This window comes from Microbacterium caowuchunii, from assembly GCF_008727755.1.
GTDB lineage: Bacteria > Actinomycetota > Actinomycetes > Actinomycetales > Microbacteriaceae > Microbacterium > Microbacterium caowuchunii.
This window is the reverse complement of record NZ_CP044231.1, coordinates 1,243,179-1,263,616: the sequence shown is the minus strand read 5'-3', so window position 1 is coordinate 1,263,616 and position 20,438 is coordinate 1,243,179. Positions and strand designations below refer to the sequence as shown.

18 protein-coding genes and 1 tRNA gene are annotated in these 20,438 nt (G+C 70.8%); 10 read left to right on the top strand and 9 right to left on the bottom strand.

Features of this window, described 5'->3' with window-relative positions:
• Nucleotides 1-5 precede the first annotated feature (5 nt).
• From F6J84_RS05955 to F6J84_RS05935, 5 genes are all read left to right on the top strand, one after another.
• Nucleotides 6-2,636: a helix-turn-helix transcriptional regulator gene (locus F6J84_RS05955; RefSeq protein WP_150972175.1), complete on the top strand. Its 2,631-nt coding sequence runs from the start codon at nt 6-8 to the stop codon at nt 2,634-2,636.
• A 210-nt stretch (nt 2,637-2,846) separates the two neighbouring features.
• The gene (locus F6J84_RS05950; protein WP_202980475.1) at nt 2,847-4,025 is read left to right on the top strand and encodes a glycosyltransferase family 2 protein; all 1,179 of its coding nucleotides are present in this window, start codon (nt 2,847-2,849) and stop codon (nt 4,023-4,025) included.
• 72 nt (nt 4,026-4,097) lie between these two features.
• Nucleotides 4,098-4,286, top strand: a complete 189-nt coding sequence (locus F6J84_RS05945; RefSeq protein WP_150972173.1) for a hypothetical protein — start codon at nt 4,098-4,100, stop codon at nt 4,284-4,286.
• A 109-nt stretch (nt 4,287-4,395) separates the two neighbouring features.
• A tRNA-Leu gene (locus tag F6J84_RS05940) sits at nt 4,396-4,477 on the top strand.
• Between the two features lie 61 nt (nt 4,478-4,538).
• Nucleotides 4,539-5,312 carry a DedA family protein gene (locus F6J84_RS05935; protein WP_150972171.1) on the top strand — a complete coding sequence of 258 codons (774 nt, stop codon included), beginning with the start codon at nt 4,539-4,541 and terminating at the stop codon, nt 5,310-5,312.
• Between the two features lie 51 nt (nt 5,313-5,363).
• Here the strand turns inward: F6J84_RS05935 and ku are convergent, their stop codons facing one another.
• Entirely contained in the window at nt 5,364-6,212 is an 849-nt protein-coding gene (ku, locus tag F6J84_RS05930) for a non-homologous end joining protein Ku (protein WP_150972169.1), read from the bottom strand.
• Between the two features lie 56 nt (nt 6,213-6,268).
• Between ku and F6J84_RS05925 the strand changes: the two genes are divergently transcribed.
• On the top strand, nt 6,269-8,731 hold the full coding sequence (locus F6J84_RS05925; RefSeq protein ID WP_238702614.1) for an ATP-dependent DNA ligase: 2,463 nt from the start codon (nt 6,269-6,271) through the stop codon (nt 8,729-8,731).
• Between the two features lie 10 nt (nt 8,732-8,741).
• On the opposite strand, the gene F6J84_RS05920 is transcribed toward F6J84_RS05925, so the two are convergent.
• The 4 genes from F6J84_RS05920 to murI form a co-directional block, all read right to left on the bottom strand.
• Entirely contained in the window at nt 8,742-9,659 is a 918-nt protein-coding gene (locus F6J84_RS05920; RefSeq protein ID WP_150972167.1) for a cation diffusion facilitator family transporter, read from the bottom strand.
• 180 nt (nt 9,660-9,839) lie between these two features.
• Complete coding sequence (gene rdgB, locus F6J84_RS05915) at nt 9,840-10,439, bottom strand: RdgB/HAM1 family non-canonical purine NTP pyrophosphatase (protein WP_150972165.1); 600 nt, start codon at nt 10,437-10,439, stop codon at nt 9,840-9,842.
• Nucleotides 10,436-11,188 carry a ribonuclease PH gene (rph, locus tag F6J84_RS05910; RefSeq protein WP_150972163.1) on the bottom strand — a complete coding sequence of 251 codons (753 nt, stop codon included), beginning with the start codon at nt 11,186-11,188 and terminating at the stop codon, nt 10,436-10,438. Before rph ends, rdgB begins: the two co-directional genes overlap by 4 nt.
• A gap of 26 nt (nt 11,189-11,214) precedes the next feature.
• Nucleotides 11,215-12,033, bottom strand: a complete 819-nt coding sequence (gene murI, locus F6J84_RS05905; RefSeq protein WP_150972161.1) for a glutamate racemase — start codon at nt 12,031-12,033, stop codon at nt 11,215-11,217.
• Between the two features lie 38 nt (nt 12,034-12,071).
• Between murI and F6J84_RS05900 the strand changes: the two genes are divergently transcribed.
• Entirely contained in the window at nt 12,072-13,388 is a 1,317-nt protein-coding gene (locus F6J84_RS05900; protein WP_150972160.1) for a nicotinate phosphoribosyltransferase, read from the top strand.
• Between the two features lie 39 nt (nt 13,389-13,427).
• Here F6J84_RS05900 and F6J84_RS05895 read toward each other — a convergent pair whose 3' ends face one another.
• The 3 genes from F6J84_RS05895 to F6J84_RS05885 are packed head-to-tail and all read right to left on the bottom strand — an operon-like array spanning nt 13,428 to nt 16,607.
• The gene (locus tag F6J84_RS05895) at nt 13,428-13,694 is read right to left on the bottom strand and encodes a DUF3039 domain-containing protein (RefSeq protein WP_150892175.1); all 267 of its coding nucleotides are present in this window, start codon (nt 13,692-13,694) and stop codon (nt 13,428-13,430) included.
• A 49-nt stretch (nt 13,695-13,743) separates the two neighbouring features.
• Nucleotides 13,744-15,309 carry a hypothetical protein gene (locus tag F6J84_RS05890; RefSeq protein WP_150972158.1) on the bottom strand — a complete coding sequence of 522 codons (1,566 nt, stop codon included), beginning with the start codon at nt 15,307-15,309 and terminating at the stop codon, nt 13,744-13,746.
• A complete protein-coding gene (locus F6J84_RS05885) occupies nt 15,285-16,607 on the bottom strand; it encodes an ABC transporter ATP-binding protein (protein WP_238702612.1) in 1,323 nt (440 codons plus the stop codon). Before F6J84_RS05885 ends, F6J84_RS05890 begins: the two co-directional genes overlap by 25 nt.
• Here F6J84_RS05885 and F6J84_RS15675 point away from each other — a divergent pair.
• The 3 genes from F6J84_RS15675 to F6J84_RS05875 all read left to right on the top strand — a co-directional run bounded on the left by F6J84_RS15675 (nt 16,594) and on the right by F6J84_RS05875 (nt 19,101).
• Nucleotides 16,594-17,058, top strand: a complete 465-nt coding sequence (locus tag F6J84_RS15675) for a hypothetical protein (RefSeq protein ID WP_238702610.1) — start codon at nt 16,594-16,596, stop codon at nt 17,056-17,058. The genes F6J84_RS05885 and F6J84_RS15675 overlap by 14 nt on opposite strands.
• Nucleotides 17,059-17,314: 256 nt before the next feature.
• Complete coding sequence (locus tag F6J84_RS05880; RefSeq protein ID WP_150972154.1) at nt 17,315-18,007, top strand: phosphocholine cytidylyltransferase family protein; 693 nt, start codon at nt 17,315-17,317, stop codon at nt 18,005-18,007.
• Between the two features lie 104 nt (nt 18,008-18,111).
• Nucleotides 18,112-19,101: a hypothetical protein gene (locus F6J84_RS05875; protein ID WP_150972152.1), complete on the top strand. Its 990-nt coding sequence runs from the start codon at nt 18,112-18,114 to the stop codon at nt 19,099-19,101.
• Nucleotides 19,102-19,126: 25 nt separating this feature from the next.
• Here the strand turns inward: F6J84_RS05875 and F6J84_RS05870 are convergent, their stop codons facing one another.
• Nucleotides 19,127-20,416: a CDP-glycerol glycerophosphotransferase family protein gene (locus F6J84_RS05870; RefSeq protein WP_150972150.1), complete on the bottom strand. Its 1,290-nt coding sequence runs from the start codon at nt 20,414-20,416 to the stop codon at nt 19,127-19,129.
• Nucleotides 20,417-20,438 lie beyond the last annotated feature (22 nt).

The window sequence follows — 20,438 nt, the reverse complement described above, 5'->3', positions numbered from 1 at the left end:
GTCGGATGCCGACGCCGGATCCCCGTTCCCCTGTGCTGGACGTGATCGGTGACGCGATCACCGCCCGCACCGGTGTCGTCCTGGTCGGCCTCCCCGGTTCCGGCCGTCGTACCCTCCTCGCGCACGTGCGCCGCAGGGTCGAGGAGGAGGGGTGGACGGTCGCGACGGTGCCGGGCCCCGCCGACACCGGCACCCGTCCCCTCGACGCCCTTGCGCTCGCCGGGCTCACCTCCTCTCCCCCCGGCATCGCGGGAGCCGTCCACGCCGTGACGGCACTCGCCTCCTCGGGTCCCGCCCTCATCCTGCTGACGGATGCCCATCAGCTCGACGACACCTCCGCTCAGGTGATCGCCGCAGCCATGGACCGCGCGGACATCACCGTCCTCGCCACCGTCCGCCCACCCCTGTACGACGCGAGCGCGCTGCGCACGGTCGCGGCGCGCCGGGACGCGACCGTGGTGACCGTCCCGCCGCTGCCGTTCGACGAGATCCACCGCCTCGTCGCCGACACCCTGGGCGGTGACATCGACGCCGACGTGGCCGGACGGGTCTATGCGCTCTCCGGCGGCCTGCCCGGCATCGCCCGGGCGATCTGCGTCGAGGCGCGCCGGACCGGCGAGCTCGTGAACGAGGGCACGCACTGGTCCGGCGCCCGCGACCTGTGGACGCCGGCGTGGGGGATCCCGGTGGGCCGGCTCACCGCGGGGCTCACGGAACCGGAACGCGAGGCGCTCTGGGTACTGGCGGAGCTGGGGCCCACGGATGTCTCGACCGTCCGACGGGCCGTCCCCTGGCACATCGTGACCACTCTCGACGACCGCGGCCTCGTCCGGTTCGTCGACGAGGACGATCGCTCGGTCATCGCCCTGTTCCCTCCCCTGCTGGAGGAGCACCTGCGCCACCGCGCCCTCAGCGCCCGGGGCCGGTCCGCCGCCGACCTCGTCTCGGCCGCCTTCCGCGACCACCCGACGACGCCCGATCGCCCGCCCGCACGACCGGCGCTCAGCACGCCCATGCGCTGGTCGTCGTCCCCGGAGGCCGCGGCTATCCTCGGGCGGGTCCTGCGCGAGCACACCGCATCGCGCGTGATCCGGTGCCGCGCGGACTGGGAACGCGACCCCACCGACGCCACCGCGCTGCTCTACCTGCAGGCGCTGCTCGACGACGGCGCACCCGTCGCGCAGATGGAGCACGTGCTCGCCGCAGAGCGCACCCGTGCGTCGGACCGTCCGTCGCTCGAGGCCGTCCGCATCCGCGCGTGGGAGGGCGTGTTCCGCGCGTTCCGCCTGCACGACGTTCCCGCCGGCCTGTCGGTCCTCCTCCGCGCCGCCGCGCAGATGCCGCACGGCGCGGCGATCCTCACGGCGACCGCACAGCACGTACGCCTGGTGACCGGGAGCGACACGGCACCCGAGCTGCCCCTCGTCCCCGAGGCCGGCACTCCGAATCCGCACGCCGACGTCGACGTCGACGTCGACGTCAACGTCGACGGGAACGGGTCGATCGTCGACCTCCCGCCGCTGCGCGCGGCGGACGTCGTCCGGATGGTGCGCGGGGAGATGCTCCTCGCCGGGGGGCGCACGACGGATGCCCGCGAGGAGTTCGCCGCCGTCGTCCCCGTCGACCCCGTGCACTATGACACCGACGCGCTGATCTCCCTCGGCATGCTCTTCGCCGGCGACATCCGCGGGGCCGTGGCTCGCGCGGACCGCCAGCTGGACATCGCGCGGGGCATGCTCGACCGGTCGCAGATCGAGCCGCATGCCTACGTCGTCGCTCTGGGTCTCTATCTGGAGGGAAAGCTGACGAGCTTGAGAGACCATCTCACGGGGGTCTTCGCCCTCGATGCCCCCGCGCCCCTGCGCCCCGCGGCACGGGCCGGTCTTCTGTCCATCAGTGCATCGTTGAGCCTGATGGAGAAGAACCTGCCGAGCGCCAGAGCGATGCTGACGCAGCTGGCGGAGCTGGACCTCGCCGGCGGCCCGTTCGTCATGACGCGCCCGGAACCCGCATCCGCCTCCCTCGCGATCGCCCGCGGCGTACCCGCCGACGAGGCGACGCGCCGCGCCTGGGAGCGGATCGAGGCCTTCATCGACGACGGCAACTTCCTCGCCGCCGTGTTCGATGGAGCCAGGATCATCGATCTGCACGTCGACCCGGACCGTGCTGCCCGACTCACCGAGATCGCCCGCGCGGCACAGGGCGATCTGGTGCCGGCGCTCGGCATCTACATCGAGGGAGCGCTGCTCCACTCCGCCGAACTGCTCGTCGATGCCGCGGCCCGGCTGCGCCGCGAGGGCCTCATCCTCCACAGTGCACGGGCGCACGCCATGGCGATCCGGATCCTCCGCGACGAGGGGCGGACGGACCGAGCGACCGAGGAGTCCGCACACCTGCGCCGGCTCATGGAGGACGGCGGCGAGGAGAGCCGCCTCCTGGTCTCGGAGGTGGCTGCGCCCGCCGCGTATCTGACCCCCCGCGAACTCGAGATCGCCCGGCTGATCGCGCAGGGTGCGAGCAACCGCGACGTCGCCGCCCGCCTCGTCGTCAGCGAGCGCACGGTGGACAACCACCTCTACCGCATCTTCCGGAAGCTCGGCATCACCTCCCGCAGCGAGCTCGCCGGCCTCCTCTGAGTCCGCCTCCGCTGAATCCCCGCGGTACTCACGGCGCTCCCGCCGATACTCGCCGCGCCCGGCGACCGTGCTCCACGCCTGCTGACGCCGTACTCGTCCTCCCTCGGAGCAGCAGGAAACACCCCTCCTGGCCGTTGAACTGTATGCGCCCGCAGAGGCGGAAGACGCAGACAGAACACACCGGACGGGGCATCGCAGGGGTGCCCCTGGATGCAGAGGAGATGGTCGGAGATGGTCGTCCGCGGCCCCATGACCCACAGCCGGATGACGATGCCCGTCAGCACGTCCGCACGGACCGCGTCGCGGGTGGTGGACGACCGGGACCTGGCGGTGCTGATCCCCGCGCACAACGAGGAGGACGCGATCGGCGCCACCCTCGATGCGCTGTCGGAGCAGACCGCGGCCCCCGGCCGGGTCATCGTCGTGGCCGACAACTGCACCGACGCCACGGAGTCCATCGCGGCCGCGCACGGCGCGCAGGTCCTCCGCACGGTGGGCAACACGGCCCGCAAGGCGGGCGCACTCAACCAGGCGCTCGACGCGATCGCCTCCTCACCCCCGACCTTTGTGCTGGTGGTGGACGCGGACACCCGCCTGTCCCCCCGGTTCGTCGAGACCGCGCTGCGCGAAATGGCGCGCGACGAACGGATCGGCGCGGTGAGCGGCCTGTTCCTCGGCGAGCTGGCCTCCGGCATGCTGCAGCAGTTCCAGGCGAACGAGTACGAGCGCTACCGCACGCAGATCCGCTCCACCGGTCGTGTCGCGGTGGTCACCGGGACGGCCTCCCTCTTCCGGCTGTCCGCCCTGCGCGACATCGCCGCGCACCGGGATGCGGAGCTTCCCGGTGTCCGCGGCGACGTCTACGACCGCGGTGCGATCACCGAGGACTCCGAACTGACGCTCGCGCTGAAGACGCGCGGATGGCGGCTCGTCGCCCCGCTGGAGTGCGAGTGCTACACGGAGCTCATGCCGACCTGGGTCGACCTGCACCGGCAGCGCGTGCGGTGGTACAAGGGCATGCTGGACAACCTGCGCTCCTACGGGCCGTCGCCCGTGACGCTGCGCTACTTCGGACAGCAGTTCATGATCGGGACCGGCATCATCACCATCGCGATGCTGATCGTCCTGACGGCGCTCTCCATCGCGGCGGGTTCCTTCGCGTTCCAGCCGTTCTGGCTGGCCCTCGGTGCCGTCTTCGTCGTGGAGCGCATCCTCTCGGTCTGGCCGGCTGGCCCGAAAGGACGGCTGGTGACCGCCGCCGTCATCCCCGAGATCTTCTACGACCTCGCCCTGCAGACGGCGTTCGTGCACGCCGTCTGGCTGGCGATGCTGCGCCGCGACACCTCGTGGAACCACGTGACCGCCGCTCGCGCACCGCTCGCATCCTGATGCGACGTCCTCCGACGCCGCGCACACGCACGCGTCGCCCTCGGACGACGCCCCGACACAGAAAGGTTTCCCATGTACCAGCTCCCCGCCACGTCGACGGGTGTCCTCGCGACGACCGGTGTCGCGCTCGCGGCTCAGAACTGGGTCGCGGCCTGGACGCTCTTCGTCGCGGGCCTCGCCGCACTCTCGATCTCCCGCATCGTCGGCACGCGCAAGGCCGACCGGGTGGCCGCGCGCGTGAACGACGACGATTCCGAGTGACTTCGCGGTCCACCGGAGCCGAGCGGCCGGCGCCCCCGCCCGGCCGGACGCCCGGTCGCGTCACAGTGCCGTAATCGACCAACTCCTGCTGGTTAGACTGATCAGACCCGCGGGAGTGGTGGAATTGGCAGACACGCAGGATTTAGGTTCCTGTGCCTTCGGGCGTGTGGGTTCAAGTCCCACCTTCCGCACGGGGTACGGGGGCAGACGTTCCTGTGCTCCTCCGCCGAACACCGCACCGACGGGACCGCTTTGCACACCACTGGACTCATCCCCTGGCTCGACCCGCAGACGATCATCGAGGCCGCCGGCCCCTGGGCACTCGTCGTCGTGTGCTTCATCGTCTTCGCCGAGACCGGCCTTCTGGTCGGGTTCCTCCTGCCGGGCGACACGCTCCTGGTCATCGCGGGACTCCTGTCGCACAGTACGGCGGTCGCTGCGAACGGCATCTTCGGCGTCAACGTCTGGATCGTGGCGCTGTCGATAGGCCTCTCCGCCTTCATCGGCGGTGAAGTCGGATACCTGATCGGGCACAAAGCCGGTCCGGCGATCTTCGAACGCAAGGAATCGGGGCTGTTCAGCAAGAAGAACGTCGAGCGGACGAACGCGTTCTTCGAGCGCTTCGGCGGTCTGACCGTGATCCTCGCCCGATTCGTCCCGATCGTGCGCACCTTCGCGCCGGTCGCCGCAGGAGTCGGCCACATGCCGTGGCGCAAGTACTCGCTGTACAACCTGATCGGCGCCGTCATCTGGGGCGTCGGCCTCACCATGCTCGGGTACGCCATCGGCTTCGTGCCCTGGATCCGCGACATCGTCACGGAGTACATCGACGTCATCCTCATCGGCGTGGTCGTCATCACGGCGGCCGTCACCATCTGGCACTACTTCCGCGAGCGCGCGAAGGTCCGCCGCGAGATCGCCGAGGGCATCGACGACGGCGTCATCGATTCCGCCGAGGCGCGTGCGCTCGCCCTGGACGAGGATGTGTTCGACCCCCGGGAAGACACCGACGGCCCCACTCGCTGAGCCGGGCCCGCCGCGCCGCGCCGACCCACGACCCGACCGGCGGATGCCGGACTACGACGCCTTCTTGGACTTCTTGGCGGGCTTCTTCGCCGGCTTGTCGTCGGAGGACGCGCCCCCGCGGCTGCGTTCCACGCTCGCGCGCAGCGCCTCCATGAGGTCGATGACCTCGCCGCCGGACTCCTCCTCCGCCCGCTCGCCGAACGTCTCCGCGGTATCGATGCTCTCGCCCTTCTCCAGCTTCGCCTCGATGAGGGTGCGCAACTCCTCCTGGTAGTCGTCGTGGAACTCCGACGGGTCGAAGTCCGAGGAGAAGCTGTCCACCAACGCCGACGACAGCTTCATCTCCTTGTCCGAGATCGTCACCGATTCGTCCAGCGCGGGGAACTGCGCTGCACGCACCTCGTCCGCCCAGAGCAGCGTCTGCAGCACCAGGACGTCTCCTCGCACCCGGAGCGCCGCCAGGCGCGTCTTCTGGCGCAGCGAGAACTGCACGATCGCGGTGCGATCGGTCTGCTCCAGGGTCTGCCGCAGGAGCACGTACGCCTTCGGCGACGACGAATCCGGCTCGAGGAAGTAGGCACGGTCGAACGTGATGGGATCGACCTGCTCGCTGGGCACGAACTCGACGACCGTGATCTCCCGCGACTTCTCGGCCGGCAGCGCCGCGATGTCCTCCTTCGTGAGCACCACCGTCCGATCCCCGTCGTCGTAGGCGCGATCTATGTCCTTGTAGGCGACGACCTCGCCGCAGATCTCGCACGTGCGCTGATACCGGATCCGGCCGCCGTCCTTCTCATGCACCTGGTGCAGCGAGACGTCGTGATCCTCCGTGGCCGCGTACACCTTCACCGGCACGTTGACGAGGCCGAACGTCAACGCGCCCTTCCAGATCGACCTCATGCTGGCCAGTACACACCGGAACGTCCACCCGTGGCTAGGGCTTGCATCCTGGCGGCATGATGGTCGACATGGCGCAGGAGCAGCAGACCGTGACGGTCGGGGGACGCCGCATCCGCCTCAGTCGCCTCGACAAGATCCTGTATCCGGTGACCGGGACCACCAAGGCGGAGGTCGTGGACTATTACGTCCGCATCGCCCCGCTCATGCTCCCCCACCTGGAGGGTCGTCCGGTGACCCGTAAACGCTGGCCGGACGGTGTCGGCGACGCCGCGCATCCGGGATCGTCGTTCTTCGCAAAGGATCTCGAGAGCAGCGCACCCGAGTGGGTGCGCCGGACGGGGATCGAGCATTCCACCGGGACGAAGTCCTATCCCCTCGTCGAGGATGTGCCGACGCTGGTCTGGCTCGCCCAGACCGCGAGCCTCGAGCTGCACACGCCGCAATGGCGGTTCACCGCGGACGCCCTGCCCGGCCCGCCCGACCGTCTCGTCCTGGATCTCGACCCCGGGGAGGGCGTCGACCTCGCCGCGTGCGCGGAGGTCGCGCGCTGGGCCCGCCGCACGCTCGAGGACATCGGGATGCCGCCGCTCCCGGTCACCAGCGGCAGCAAAGGCATCCACCTGTACAGCCCGGTCCCGGCCGGGCAGACGAGCGATTCCGTGTCGGCGCTGGCCCGGGAGCTCGCCCGCTCGCTCGAAGCCGACCACCCCGACCTCGTGGTCAGTGCCATGTCGAAGGCGGCCCGGCCCGGCAAGGTGTTCGTCGACTGGAGCCAGAACAACGGCAAGAAGACGACGATCGCCCCGTACTCCCTGCGCGGACGCGAGCGTCCGACCGTCGCCGCGCCCCGCACCTGGGACGAGCTCGACTCCCCCGAGCTGGCCCAGCTCGAGTTCACCGCGGTGCTCGAGCGCGCGGAGCGCATGGGCGACCCGCTGTCGGCGCTGGGATTCCGGGGCGGAGAGCGGGTCGCGGAGCGCGCACCGTTGCGCACCTACCTCGCCAAGCGCTCCGCCGACCGCACCCCCGAGCCCGTCCCCGACCATCCGCATGCCGATCCGTGGCCACCGGGCGGCGCGCCGCGCTTCGTCATCCAGGAGCACCACGCCCGGCGGCTGCACTACGACCTGCGCCTTGAGCGCGACGGGGTGTTCGTCAGCTGGGCCGTGCCCAAGGGCGTCCCGGCGTCGGCGAGCCGCAACCACCTCGCGGTGATGACCGAGGACCACCCCCTCTCCTACGGCGGCTTCGAGGGCACCATCCCGCGCGGCGAGTACGGGGCCGGCACGGTCACCATCTGGGACGACGGCTCCTACGAGCTCGAGAAATGGCGCGACGACGAGATCATCTTCACCCTCGCCGGGCGCCCGGACGGGCCGCTCGGGCGAGCCCGTCTGGCCCTCATCCGCACCGACGGCGAGGGCGAGAAATCCAGCTGGCTGCTGCACCGCATGAAGACGGCGGATGGGGAGCCGCCCGCACGGGACAGCGCCGCCGCCCCGCCACCGGCGACGGCGCCCGCATCCGATCCGGACTCACGCCTCACCCCCGCCCGGCTGCGCCCCATGCTCGCCGAGAACGCCTCGCCCGCGCTCGCGCGCAGCAGCGCGCGACGGTGGTCGGCTCAGTGGGCGGAGATCAAGTGGGACGGCATCCGTGCCCTCGGGTTCTGGGACGGTGCCCGGCTCCTCCTGCGCGCCCGCAGCGGTACCGACATCACCGCCCGCTATCCGGAGGTGACCGGCGCCGCCACGTTCCTCGGCGACGCGCCGGCCGTCGTCGACGGCGAGATCGTCGCCTTCGATGCCGAGGGCCGACCGAGTTTCACCCTCCTGCAGAACAGGATGCACCTCACCCGCGCCGCCGAGATCCGCGTGCAAGCGGAGCGCGTCCCCGTCCGCTTCGCGGTCTTCGACCTGCTCTCCTCGTCCGGTGCCGACCTCACCAGCCGTCCGCTCCGGGAGCGACGCGCCCTGCTCGAGGAGCGCCTGGCGGATGCGTCCGGCCCTTTCACGGTGCCGCCCGCATTCGACGACGTGGATGCGGCGCTGCGCGCCAGCGCCGCGTTCGATCTGGAGGGCGTCGTCGTCAAGAACCCGGACAGCACCTACCGCCCCGGCCAGCGCAGCGGCGACTGGCTCAAGGTCAAGCACATCCGCACGCAGGAGATCGTGATCGGCGGGATCCGCCCCGGCCGAGGCGGCCGTTCCGGCACGATCGGGTCCCTCCTCATGGGCATCCCCGGCCCCGACGGCCTGCGCTACGTCGGGCGGGTGGGCTCGGGCTTCGACGAGCGCACCCTCCGCCGGCTGGACGAGCTGCTCGCACCACTGCGCAGCGACAGCACACCGTTCATGGACGTCCCGGATGCGGACGCATCGGACGCGGACTGGGTGCGCCCCGAACTCGTGGGCGAGGTCGCCTTCGCCGAGACGACCCCCGACGGCCGGCTGCGTCACGCGCGCTGGCGGGGACTACGCCCGGACAAGTCGCCCGCCGAGGTGCGTCCCGAGGAGTGAGCGCCCCCGCTCAGGCGTGCGCGTCGTGCTCGACGTGCCCGGCCGGTTCGAGCTGGAACGTGGAGTGCTCCACGTCGAAATGCGAGGCCAGGCACTGCTGGAGATCGGTGAGCAGCCCGTCCGCACGGCCCGAGGCGAAGCACTGCGCGTCCACCACGACGTGGGCGGAGAACACCGGTGCGCCGCGGGTGAGCTGCCAGACGTGCACGTCGTGCACGCCGACGACACCGGGCGTGCCGAGGATGTGCTCGCGGATCTCCCGCACGTGCATGCCCTCAGGAGTCGCCTCGCTCAGCACGGACGCGACCTCCCGGAGCAGCCCGATCGCGCGGGGCACGATCATCGCGGCGATGAGCAGCGACGCGACCGCATCGGCCGGCAGCCACCCGGTGGTCAGGATCACCACGGCCGCGACGATCACCGCGACGGATCCCAGCAGGTCCCCGAGGACCTCCAGGTACGCCCCGCGCACGTTGAGGCTGGTGCGCTGCGCCGTGCTGAGCAGCCACATGGCCGCCCCGTTCGCGACGAGCCCGATCGCCGCAACGACGAGCATGAGACCACCGGCGACCTCCACCTCGCCCGGTTCGATCAGCCTGAGGATCGCCTCGATCGCCACCCACAGCGACAGCGCGATGAGGATGACGCCGTTGATCAGCGCACCGAAGACCTCGGCGCGCTGATACCCGAAGGTCCGGCGGTCGTTCGCGGGTCGCGCCGCCACGACGCTGGCGATGAGCGCGATCACCAGGGCCGCTGCATCCGTCAACATGTGCGCCGCATCGGCCAAGAGCGCCAGGGAGCCGGAGAGGATCGCTCCGGTTACCTGGACGAGGAATACCGTGGAGGTGATGCCCAGCGAGATCGCCAGCAGGCGGCGGTTGCCGGCGCTGCGCAGCGATCCCCCTCCGGAGGCGTGGTCGTGCATGATCCCAGGCTAGGCCCCGCGCCGGGGAGCGGGGACCGTGCGAGGACTGTCGGGAACGAGTCTGATTCTCGTTACACGCGGGTCACGACCAGCGCGCGCGACCAGAGTCGACGGTCCGTCGCTGCGATCGGGAGGACCGACCGCGTGCGCTTCCGCCGGGCGGGTCTCCCCGGTGCCGGGTCAGAGCGAGGCGAGCAACGGCGTCAGCGCGGCGAACGCCCGCGCGCGATGCGACTGTGCGTTCTTCTCCTCGGCGGTCCACTCCCCCACCGAACGTTCGGAACCGGCGGGCTGACCGTCGGGGATGAAGATCGGATCGTAGCCGAAGCCGCCGCTGCCTGATGCGGAACGGGCGAGCCGCCCCGGCCAGACGCCCTCCACGACGTGCTCGTCCCCGCCCGGCACGACCAGGGCGATCGTGGAACGGAACTGCGCCCCGCGGTGCGGGTCTGCGACATCCGACAACTGGTCGAGCAGCAGATCGAGGTTGGCCCTCGCGTCCTTCTTGTGTCCCGCCCAGTAGGCGGAGAACACCCCGGGCGCTCCGCCCAGTACGTCGACGCAGATTCCCGAATCGTCCGCGAGCGCCGGAAGCCCTGTGTGGGCTGCCGCCGCCCGCGCCTTGATCAGCGCATTCGCCGCGAACGTCACGCCGTCCTCCACCGGTTCGGGTCCGTCGTAGCCGACGACCTCCAGGTCCGGGCGGGTCTCCGCGACGATCGCCTGGAACTCGGACACCTTGTGCGGGTTGTGCGTGGCCAGGACGATCCGGGACGTCATCGGGCGGCGTCCTCGCCGTCGGCCAGCGCCGCGAGCTGGGCGTCGCGCAGGTCGGCGCATCCGTCCGCTCCCAGCTGCAGCAGGGCGTCGAGCTCCCGCTTGTCGAACGGGGCGCCCTCGGCTGTCCCCTGCACTTCGACGAACAGACCCCGGCCGGTCATGACGACGTTCATATCGGTCTCCGCGCGCACGTCCTCGACATAGGCGAGATCGAGCATGGGCTCCCCGTCGATGATGCCGACGGAGACCGCCGAGACCGAGTCCAGCAACACGGTCGACTTCTGCGCGATGAACTTCTTCGCGCGTCCCCACTCGATCGCGTCGGCGAGCGCCACGTAGGCGCCGGTGATCGCCGCGGTGCGGGTGCCGCCGTCGGCCTGGAGCACGTCGCAGTCGATGACGATGGTGTTCTCGCCCAGCGCCTTCGTGTCAACGACCGCGCGCAGCGCCCGGCCGATGAGACGGGAGATCTCGTGGGTGCGACCGCCGATCCGGCCCTTCACGCTCTCGCGGTCGTTGCGGCTGTTGGTGGCCCGCGGCAGCATCGCGTACTCCGCGGTCACCCAGCCCTTGCCCTTGCCCGTCAGCCAGCGCGGCACGCCGTTCGTGAACGACGCGGTGCACAGCACCTTCGTGCCGCCGAAGGAGATGAGCGCCGAGCCCTCGGCCTGGGCGCTCCACCCTCGCTCGATCGTGACGGGGCGCAGCTGATCGACGGTACGGCCGTCGACGCGGGTGATCTCTGACATGGGACTCCTTCGGGTGGGCCGGGCAGTCAGCGCGGCAGGTCGATCGCGCCGGTCTGCACGAGCTGGACGGAACGCACTTCGCGTCCCATGAGTCGATGGGCGAGGGTGATGAAGTCGTCCGCGGACGACCCCGTGGCCTCGTAGGTGTGGTGGGCGACGGCGTCGGGCCCGGCCAGCAGGTCGCGGGACACCAGCTGACGGTAGACGTCCTTCGCCGTCTCGGTGTCGCTGGAGACGAGACTCACGCCCTCCCCCATGACGTAGCTGATGGCGCCCTCCAGGAACGGATAGTGCGTGCAGCCGAGCACGAGCGTGTCGACGCCGGCATGCCGCAGCGGTGCGAGGTACTCCTCGGCGACCCGGAGGACCTCGGGCGTGTCGGTGACACCCGCCTCGACGAACTCCACGAACCGCGGGCAGGCCTCGGCGAACACGGTGATGCCCGGGTTCACCTCGAGCATGTCCTGGTAGGCCCCGGACCCGATGGTTCCCGCGGTCCCGATGACACCGATCCGGCCGTTCCGGGTGGTCGACATCGCCGTGCGCACCGCGGGGCCGATCACCTCGATGACCGGGACGTCGTAACGCTCGCGCGCGTCGCGGAGCATGGCGGAGGACGCGGTGTTGCAGGCGATCACGAGCATCTTGACGCCCTCGTCGACCAGGGTGTCCAGGACCTCGAGACTGTACCGGCGCACGTCCGCGATCGGTTTGGGACCGTACGGGGATCGGGCGGTGTCGCCGATGTACCGGAGGGACTCCCGCGGCAGCATCTGCGAGACGGCCCGGGCGACCGTGAGTCCTCCCACCCCGGAGTCGAAGATCCCGATCGGTGCGTCGTCCACGAGCATCAACCCTACCCGCGCTCGATAGGGTGTCTCCCATGTCCGCCTCCACGGCCCTGCTGACCGACCGGTACGAACTGACCATGATCGAGGGCGCGCTGCGGGACGGCACCGCCTCCCGGCGATGTGTCTTCGAACTCTTCGCGCGACGCCTCCCCGGCGGACGGCGCTTCGGAGTGGTGGCCGGAACGGGCCGCCTCCTCTCCCTCATCGCGGACTTCCGCTTCGGCGAGGAGGAGCTGCGTTTCCTCCGGGACGGACGGGTCGTGGATGCCGAGACGATCGCTTTCCTGGAGTCCTTCCGCTTCAGCGGATCCCTCACCGGGTACCGCGAGGGCGAGCTGTACTTCCCGGGCTCGCCCATCCTCACGGTGGAGGGCACGTTCGCGGAGGCGGTGATCCTGGAGACCCTGGCACTGAGTGTCCTGAACCACGATTCGGCCGTCGCGACCGCGGCGGCGCGGATGTCGATCGCAGCGGGAGACCGACCGCTCGCGGAGATGGGCTCCCGGCGAGCCGGCGAGCGCTCCGCCGTCGCGGCCGCGCGCGCGGCCTACATCACCGGGTTCGGAGCGACGAGCAACCTCGAGGCCGGCCGCGCCTGGGAGATCCCGACCATGGGCACGGCGGCGCACTCCTGGACGCTGCTCCACGACGACGAGGAGGATGCCTTCCGCGCTCAGATCGCCGCGCAGGGACTGGACACCACACTGCTGGTCGACACCTACGACATCCGCACCGGTGTCGAGACCGCCATCCGGGTCGCCGGTCCGGGCCTGGGCGGGGTGCGCATCGACTCCGGAGATCTCCCCGTCGTGGCGGCGGCCGTCCGCGCCCACCTGGACGATCTCGGTGCCGTGGATACCCGCATCACCGTCACGAGCGACCTGGACGAGTATGCGATCGCCGCACTCGCCGCGTCTCCCGTGGACGCCTACGGTGTCGGAACCTCGGTCGTCACCGGATCCGGGTCACCGACCGCCGGCATGGTCTACAAGCTCGTCGCCCGCCAGGACGCCGACGGCGGCTGGGTTTCCGTCGCGAAGGCGTCGGCGGACAAGGCGTCCACCGGAGGACGCAAGTCCGCCTTCCGCCGCCTCCGGGAGGGCACGGCGACCGCCGAGGTGGTGGCCGTCGCCGACGGGTTCGAGCCGCTCGCCACCGCTGCGCAGCATCCCGATGCGCGCCCTCTGCAGGTCGACCTCATCCGCTCCGGCGAGATCATGCCCGGCTTCGAGGGCCCGGAAGGGGTTCGTGCCGCGCGCGCCCATCATCTGTCCGTTCGGGCCGAGCTGCCGGTGCGAGCGCTCGGGCTCAGCCGCTCCGGACCCGCGATCCCGACGCACGTCGTCTGACCCCCGCCGATCGATCCCTCGACGGCGCAGGGTCGGATGTCACTTCTGGAGCGACTCGTAGATCTCTTTGCACGAGGGGCACACCGGGAACTTCTCCGGGTCGCGACCGGGCGTCCACTTCTTCCCGCACAGCGCGCGGACCGGCTTGCCGGTCAACGCGGACTCGAGGATCTTCTCCTTCTTGACGTAATGCGAGAAGCGCTCATGATCGCCTGGCTCGATGCTCTCCTCGCGGATGAGCTCCTCGAGCTCGCGGTCGAGGGTGGCAAGTCCCCCCTGGTCGGGGCTGTCGAGAGGCGTACTCATGGTTGGTCAGTCTACCGGCGAGCGTCGCATTCGGCACCGCATCGGAGGATCAGTACGCGGCTTCCACGAACTCCATGAGGACGCCCGCGCGGCGTTCGAACAAGAGGGCGCCGACGGCGAGCCCGACCCCGAGCACGAGGACCCCGGTGGTGAGACCCGCCACGAGGGCGGCGACACCGTAGGACGGGTCCGCCGTCACGGCGATCCACGCCCACCACAGCGTCGGGATGCTGACGAGCAGCGTGCCGAGCATGACGAACGCCTGTCCGGCCAGACCCGAGGAGCCGGTGCGCTGCGGCTGCTGGAACGGGCTGTCCCCCGGTCGCGACACGGCGTAGGGACGCCATACCGAGGAGATCGAGCTGAGACCGAGCCCGGACAGGAACAGGGTGGCGGTCACCCCGATCAGCGCCGGAAGATGCGCCCAGCGGCCGTTCACCGCGATCGCCAGCGGGACGGTGACCGCGAACGTCGGGATGCCGATCAGCAGGATCGGCACGAGGCGGCCGATCCGATCGGACACGCCCCGGACGCCGGACGCGATGTGCAGCCATACGGCGGTCGAGTCGTAGGCGACGTCGTTGTGCGGCAACCACCCGAAGAACAGGGCGATCAGCGGGATCGGCACGAGCGCCACGATCTCCGGCGGCACACCGGCGATCAGCAACGGCACGGTCGTCGCCATCGCGGCGACCGGGACGACCAGCACGTTGACCGCGTACCGCCGGTCGCGGAACCAGTAGATGAGGCTCCGCGCGGCGATCGCGCCGCCGGGGGTGGCGGGCATCACCGTGAACCAGCCCATACCGCCGCGCTCACGTTCCACGACGGGACGTTCGATCGTCGTGAGAGCCCGGTTCACGAGCGCGAACCATGCGACGGCCAGGAGCCCGACGGTCAGCAGGGCGACGAGCAGGGAGACCGCGAAAGCGATGGCGTCACCGGCCACAGCGGGCAGCGACCACGCCGCCCCCAGTGGCGTCCACGCCAGGACGTCGGCCGCCGTCTCGAGCTGTGGCGGGACCCGGTCCCCCCAGTCGAGGGAGGCGACGAACACGCCTACGGGAACCAGCACGATCAGCAGTGCCAGCAGGAACATCCCGGTCAGTTCGCGGGAACGTCGCTCGCCGGTGACGTTGGCGCCGACGGCCGCTCCGACGCGAGCCAGCAGGAGGCAGGTCAGGAAACCCAGCACCGGCCCGATCACGGCAGCTGCGCCCGCGCCGCGTCCGATCCACATCGCGCCGAGCGCGATGGCCACGGCGGCGACCGCGAGCATGGGCACGCTGATCGCTCCCGCGAGCAGGATCGCCGCTGCCAAGGGCCGCGGAGACAGCCCCAGCGTCGCGAAGCGGCGCGGGTCCAGCTGATCGGAGGTGCCCGAGACGGGCGCGGCGAAGGCGTAACCGAGCGCGATGGCGGAACCGCTGAGCACCGTCACGACGAAGGCCGCACCATCGGAGAGCGATCCGAGACGGGTGATCCCGACGCACACGAGGGCCACGCCGATGACGACGGCCACGAGGCCGAGGACGGTGCGGACACGCTCACGGGGGTCGCCGCGGAGCGCGCCGAGCAGCAGCGCGAGCCTCAGTCGGAGAACGTGTGCAACCACTCGAGGCCCTCCACCTCGTTCGGTCCGCCGATCAGATCGAGGAAACGCTCTTCCAGGGTCTGCGTGCCACGCACCTCGTCGATCGTGCCCTCCGCGAGCACCTGTCCCGAGACGATGACGGCGACGCCGGTGCAGACTCGCTCGACGAGGTCCATCCCATGGCTGGACAGCAGTACCGTCCCGCCGTTGGCGACGTAGGTGGAGAGGATGTCCAGGATGACGGCGCTCGAGACCGGATCGACCGCCTCGAAGGGCTCATCCAGGACCAGCAACCGCGGCGAATGGATCAGCGCGCCCGCGATCATCACCTTCTTGGTCATGCCGGCCGAGTAGTCCGAGACCGGGCGACCGAGCGCCTGGGTCAGGTCGAAGGCGCGGCCGAGATCCGCCACCCGCCTGTCGACGGTCGCGGGGTCGAGCCCGCGCAGCATGCCGCTGTAGGCGAGCAGCTGACGCCCGGTGAGACGGTCGAACGTGCGCAGGCGGTCCGGCAGCACGCCCACGAGGCGCTTCGCCTGGCGGGACCTCGTGCGAGCGTCGACCCCGGCGATGTGGATCTCGCCGGCATCCGGGCGGAGCAGCCCCGCGATCATCGAGAGCGTCGTGGTCTTGCCCGCACCGTTGGGTCCCACCAAGCCGTAGAAGGAGCCTGCCGGCACGACGAGGTCGATGCCGTCCACCGCCGTCGTCCCCCCGAACGCCTTGCGCAGTCCCGAGACCCGCAGCGCCGGCGGGGCCGGTACCTCGGTGTCGTCGGCGGTGTCCACCGGGGAGAACAGCACGACCGGCACGGCGACGTCGCCCTCGTGCGCGGACTCGGGCTCGGGCTCGACTTCGGGTGCGGCCTCAGGCTCGGGCTCGGGCTCGACCTCGGGCTCGACCTCGGGCTCGACTTGGGGCTCGACCTCGGGCTCGACTTGGGGCTCGACCTCGGGCTCGGGCTCGACTTCGGGTACGACCTCGGGCTCGGGTACGACCTCGGGCTCGGGTACGACCACGGGCTCGGGCGCGGGCGAGGCCTCGATTTCGGGCTCGGGCTGGACTGGGGCCGCGGGAGCGTTCCCGGTTTCGATCGTCTCGGCGGACGCGACCTCGGGCTCGATCGCGTCTGCCGGTCGTGGATCGAGGACCGCCGCGTCGGCCGCCTCCTGCTCGCCCTCCCCCGCGGGACGTGCGGTGTCGGCCGTTCCCCGGGACACGGCCGCCTGCGCCGCCACGGCAGCCGGGACGGGCGGCAGCGGGGGGACGACGGGTGCCCGGGGCGGCAGCGGTGGCCGGGGCGGGATGACGAGATCCACGCCGGCCGCCGCGGGGTTCGCCGGCTCCGCGCGGGAATCCGCGGTCTTCGGCGTCGAGGCGGGCTCCCGGTCCGGCACTGCTGTCTTCTCCGCCGGCGGGGTCGCTTTCTTCGCGGTCGAGCGAGCGGACGCCGGCCGCTTCGCCGTGGCCGGGCGCTTCGTGGCCGGGCGCTTCGCCGCCGGACGCCCGGTCGCGGGCTCCGTCTGCTCCGGGGCGGCCGGACCCGCCTCGGCATCCGCCCGGGACGTCTCCTTCGATGAACCGGCATCCGTCACGGACTGTGCCGTGGGGTCCGTGCTCGCCGGGGCGCTCTTCTTCTTCCGCGGCGGGGACTTCCTGGGCGTGCCGGCCGGCTTCTGGGGGCCCGGATCGGGACGGGTCTCGATCGACGGGGCGGCATGCGAGCCCCGGCTGGGTTCCGGCTCGGACAGGTTCGACGTGACGCCGTGATCGGGCGTCGTGGGCACGTCGGAGCCGGGCGTCGAGTCGGTCATCGGTCAACGGTACCAACCACCTGCGACGCGACACCCCGCTGCGAAGAGGTTCATGTCCTATTGTCACGAAAGCACAACGAATCAGCCGTTTTCCACAGCTCGGGCACCTGACCAGGTGCTCTCCCAGGTGCTCTGGCTACCATGGAAAGAAGCACGAAGGAGTGTCGTGTCGGTGAACCGACCGTGAAGCTTCAGAACTCCAGGAGATGCAGATGAGACTCAAGACCGTGATCCTTGCCGCAGGCATGGGTTCCCGCCTGGGGCGCAGCCTGCCCAAGCCCCTGACAGAGCTCAGCGACGGACGCAGCATCATGCGCCAGCAGCACGACAACATCCGCGCCGCATTCGGCGACGAGGCCCAGATCACGACCGTCGTCGGCTACCGCGCCGAGGCCATCGTGGATGCCTTCCCCGACGCCGATTACGTCTACAACGAGCGCTACGACCAGACCAACACCTCGAAGAGCCTCCTGCGGGCGCTGAACGCCACCGGTCGTTCCGGTGTGCTGTGGATGAACGGCGACGTCGTGTTCGACCCCCGCGTGCTCGGCCGCGCGATCGAGCTCATCGAGCGCGAGCAGTCGTTCGTCACGGTGAACACCTCCAAGGTCAGCGACGAAGAGGTCAAGTACACCGTCACTCCCGAGGGCCACATCAAGGAGCTCTCCAAGACGGTCCGCGGCGGGATCGGTGAAGCCGTCGGCATCAACTACATCGCCCGGCAGGACAAGCGTGCGTTCATGCACCACCTGTCCCGCGTCGGCGACCAGGACTACTTCGAGCGCGGCCTGGAGCTCGCGATCCAGCACGACGGACTGCTCCTCGAGCCGCTCGACATCTCGGACCTGTACGCAGTGGAGGTCGACTTCGCCGAAGACCTCGAGCGCGCGAACCAGTTCGTCTGACTCCCCCACATCCACGAGAGCCCCGTCCGGTCCGCCGGCTCGGGGCTCTCGTGTTCTCCGCCCGGCGCCAGCCCTCACCCAGGCGCCAGGCCTAGGATCGCGGCGTGACTGAGAAGGTGCACCGCATCCATTCGCTCCCGGACGACGCGCCCTGGAGCGGCGGACTGCCGCCGCAGGGATCGCCCGAGCACCCGCTGACGGTGCGCGCCCTGGACCGCGTGCTGGCCATTCAGCGACCCGTCGTCCTCGCGCACCTGCGCAGCATCCGTCTCCGGCACCCGCACGCCTCCACGCTGGACATCGTGCGCATCCTCGAGCGCCGCTACCTCGCCGCGGTCACGACGGGCGGCGCGGCCGTGGGCGCGACCGCCGTCGTTCCCGGCATCGGCACCGGGATCACCCTCGCCCTCAGCGGCGCGGAGACCCTCGGGTTCCTGGAGGCGACGACCCTCTTCGCCCAGTCCGTCGCAGAGGTGCACGGTATGCCCGTCGACGACCCGGACCGTGCTCGGGCACTCGTGCTCACCCTCCTTCTGGGCAAGGAGGGCATCGACCTCGTCGCGCAACTGGCCAGACAGGCCAGCGGACGCGGACCCGGCCGAGACGCCTACTGGGGTGAACTCATCACGAAGACGCTCCCCCGGGTCGCCGTAGGGCCTCTCGTCGATCGACTGAAGACATCCTTCCTGCACCGCTTCGCCGCCCGCGGCGGCGCCTCCTGGCTCGGCAAGGCCTTGCCGTTCGGCGTGGGCGCTGCGGTCGGCGGCACCGGCAACCACATCCTCGGCCGGCGCGTGATCACCACCTCGCACCAGGCGTTCGGGATGCCGCCCCAGATGCTGCCGGCGGAACTCGAACCCCGCCCGGGAGCGGCACCGATCGAGCGACTCGCCGGGACCGGGATCGTCCGCGCCGGAAGCGCGGCGGTCGGAGCAGCGGGCGCCGCCGCGCGCGGAGCGGGCCGGGCCGTCCGCAGCATCGGCGCCGCGGGGCGTCGGGCCGGTTCGGCCGCCGGCGATGCCCGCCGCGCGCTGACCCGCCGCTCCCGCTCCGAGGCGCCGGAGCCGGAGCAGCCGGCCGAGTCACACGACTGATCGGACGCCGCAGCCGGCCCGGCCGTCAGGTGTCCAGCTCGGCCTCGGCACCCTCGGACTCGTCGACCTCCGGGGCGGCGTCCGCCTGCTCGAGCGAACGCCGGTTCCAGCGCTCCCATTCGTCCATGAGCTGCTGCACAGCGGCGTGGAACCGCGCGGTGGGCGCGCCCGGCGAGGTGTCCCCGAAGTAGTGGCGCACCCAGTACGCGAGCCGGGTCACCGACTCCGGATCGTTCAGCACCCGGTCCGTCTCGGTGATGACGTCGGCCGCGCGGTCCGCATCCAGCCACTCGCATGCGGACAGGTAGCCGTGGGTGTCGACGATCGCACGGTCGTCGCTCGGCCGGGTGATCAGGAGCGGACGGTCGGCTGCCAGACGGTCGTACACCATCGCCGAGATGTCGACGATGGCGACGTCCGCCGAGGACAACTGCCAGCCCAGGTGCGGACCGTCGTCGAAGACGTGCTGCGCGGTCGGGTCCGCGGCGTTCGCCGCGGCGATCGCGGCGATGATCCGCCGGTTCGCGGCTCCGTACTCCGGGTCCACGACTCCGCTGCGGGGATGCGGCCGGTAGATCAGCCGGTGCCGCCCCGATGCCAGCAACGCGGCCACCAGCGCCTCGCCGTGGGTCACGATCGAGCCGTAGTGGGCCGAGGGACGATCACCCTCCCACGTCGGCGCGTAGAGGACGACGGTGCGCTCGTCCGGCGTGTAGGGCAGCGCACCGGAATAGTGGTCCGCCTGCGGGCGCCCGATCGCGATGGTGCGCGCATCGAGGTCGTAGTTCCACAGCACCCTGGCCAGCCGCTCGCGGGCCGCATCCCCCGCGATGAAGGCGTAGTCGTACGCCTTGAACTGGTTGGTGGTCATGTACATCTTGTCGGACTCGCCGTGGTTGATGAACACGTGCCAGCGCCGTCCGTACCGGAACATCTGGAAGTTGCGGGTGTTCTGGTTCACGTAGAAGACGACCCTGATGTCCTGGGTCGCCAGGTACTGCTCGATGTTGCGGACCGTCGGGACGAAGGCCACCGGGAGGTCGGTCTCCTCCAGCAGCGCTCGAGCGCCCGTCGCCGTGCGGCTCAGGATGACGACGGGCCACGTTTCCGCGAGCTTCTCGAGGGGCTTGTACCACTGCCGCATCTGGTACATGTTCACCGCGCCGTCCGCGAAGTAGACGGCGATCTTGGCGTGCCCGGGGCGGTGCGGAGGAGCGGCGGCGAGCCGTGCTCGCACGGTCTGCACGGCCCGGCGATTGTCGAGCGCTCGGCGCAGAAGCCCTCGTGCCTTTCGTACGTCCGATGCCCATCCCATCCTTCCAGCCTAACTTCCGGGC

Bases quoted from the DNA above. Each gene is read 5' to 3' on its own strand.
- ku (WP_150972169.1), bottom strand. From the start codon at position 6,212: ATGAGGTCGATCTGGAAGGGCGCGTTGACGTTCGGCCTCGTCAACGTG.
- F6J84_RS05955 (WP_150972175.1), top strand. From the start codon at position 6: ATGCCGACGCCGGATCCCCGTTCCCCTGTGCTGGACGTGATCGGTGAC.
- F6J84_RS05870 (WP_150972150.1), bottom strand. From the start codon at position 20,416: ATGGGATGGGCATCGGACGTACGAAAGGCACGAGGGCTTCTGCGCCGA.
- rph (WP_150972163.1), bottom strand. From the start codon at position 11,188: ATGTCAGAGATCACCCGCGTCGACGGCCGTACCGTCGATCAGCTGCGC.
- F6J84_RS05950 (WP_202980475.1), top strand. From the start codon at position 2,847: ATGCAGAGGAGATGGTCGGAGATGGTCGTCCGCGGCCCCATGACCCAC.
- F6J84_RS05920 (WP_150972167.1), bottom strand. From the start codon at position 9,659: ATGCACGACCACGCCTCCGGAGGGGGATCGCTGCGCAGCGCCGGCAAC.
- F6J84_RS05945 (WP_150972173.1), top strand. From the start codon at position 4,098: ATGTACCAGCTCCCCGCCACGTCGACGGGTGTCCTCGCGACGACCGGT.
- F6J84_RS05900 (WP_150972160.1), top strand. From the start codon at position 12,072: ATGTCCGCCTCCACGGCCCTGCTGACCGACCGGTACGAACTGACCATG.
- F6J84_RS05895 (WP_150892175.1), bottom strand. From the start codon at position 13,694: ATGAGTACGCCTCTCGACAGCCCCGACCAGGGGGGACTTGCCACCCTC.
- F6J84_RS05925 (WP_238702614.1), top strand. From the start codon at position 6,269: ATGATGGTCGACATGGCGCAGGAGCAGCAGACCGTGACGGTCGGGGGA.
- F6J84_RS05880 (WP_150972154.1), top strand. From the start codon at position 17,315: ATGAGACTCAAGACCGTGATCCTTGCCGCAGGCATGGGTTCCCGCCTG.
- rdgB (WP_150972165.1), bottom strand. From the start codon at position 10,439: ATGACGTCCCGGATCGTCCTGGCCACGCACAACCCGCACAAGGTGTCC.
- F6J84_RS15675 (WP_238702610.1), top strand. From the start codon at position 16,594: ATGACGAGATCCACGCCGGCCGCCGCGGGGTTCGCCGGCTCCGCGCGG.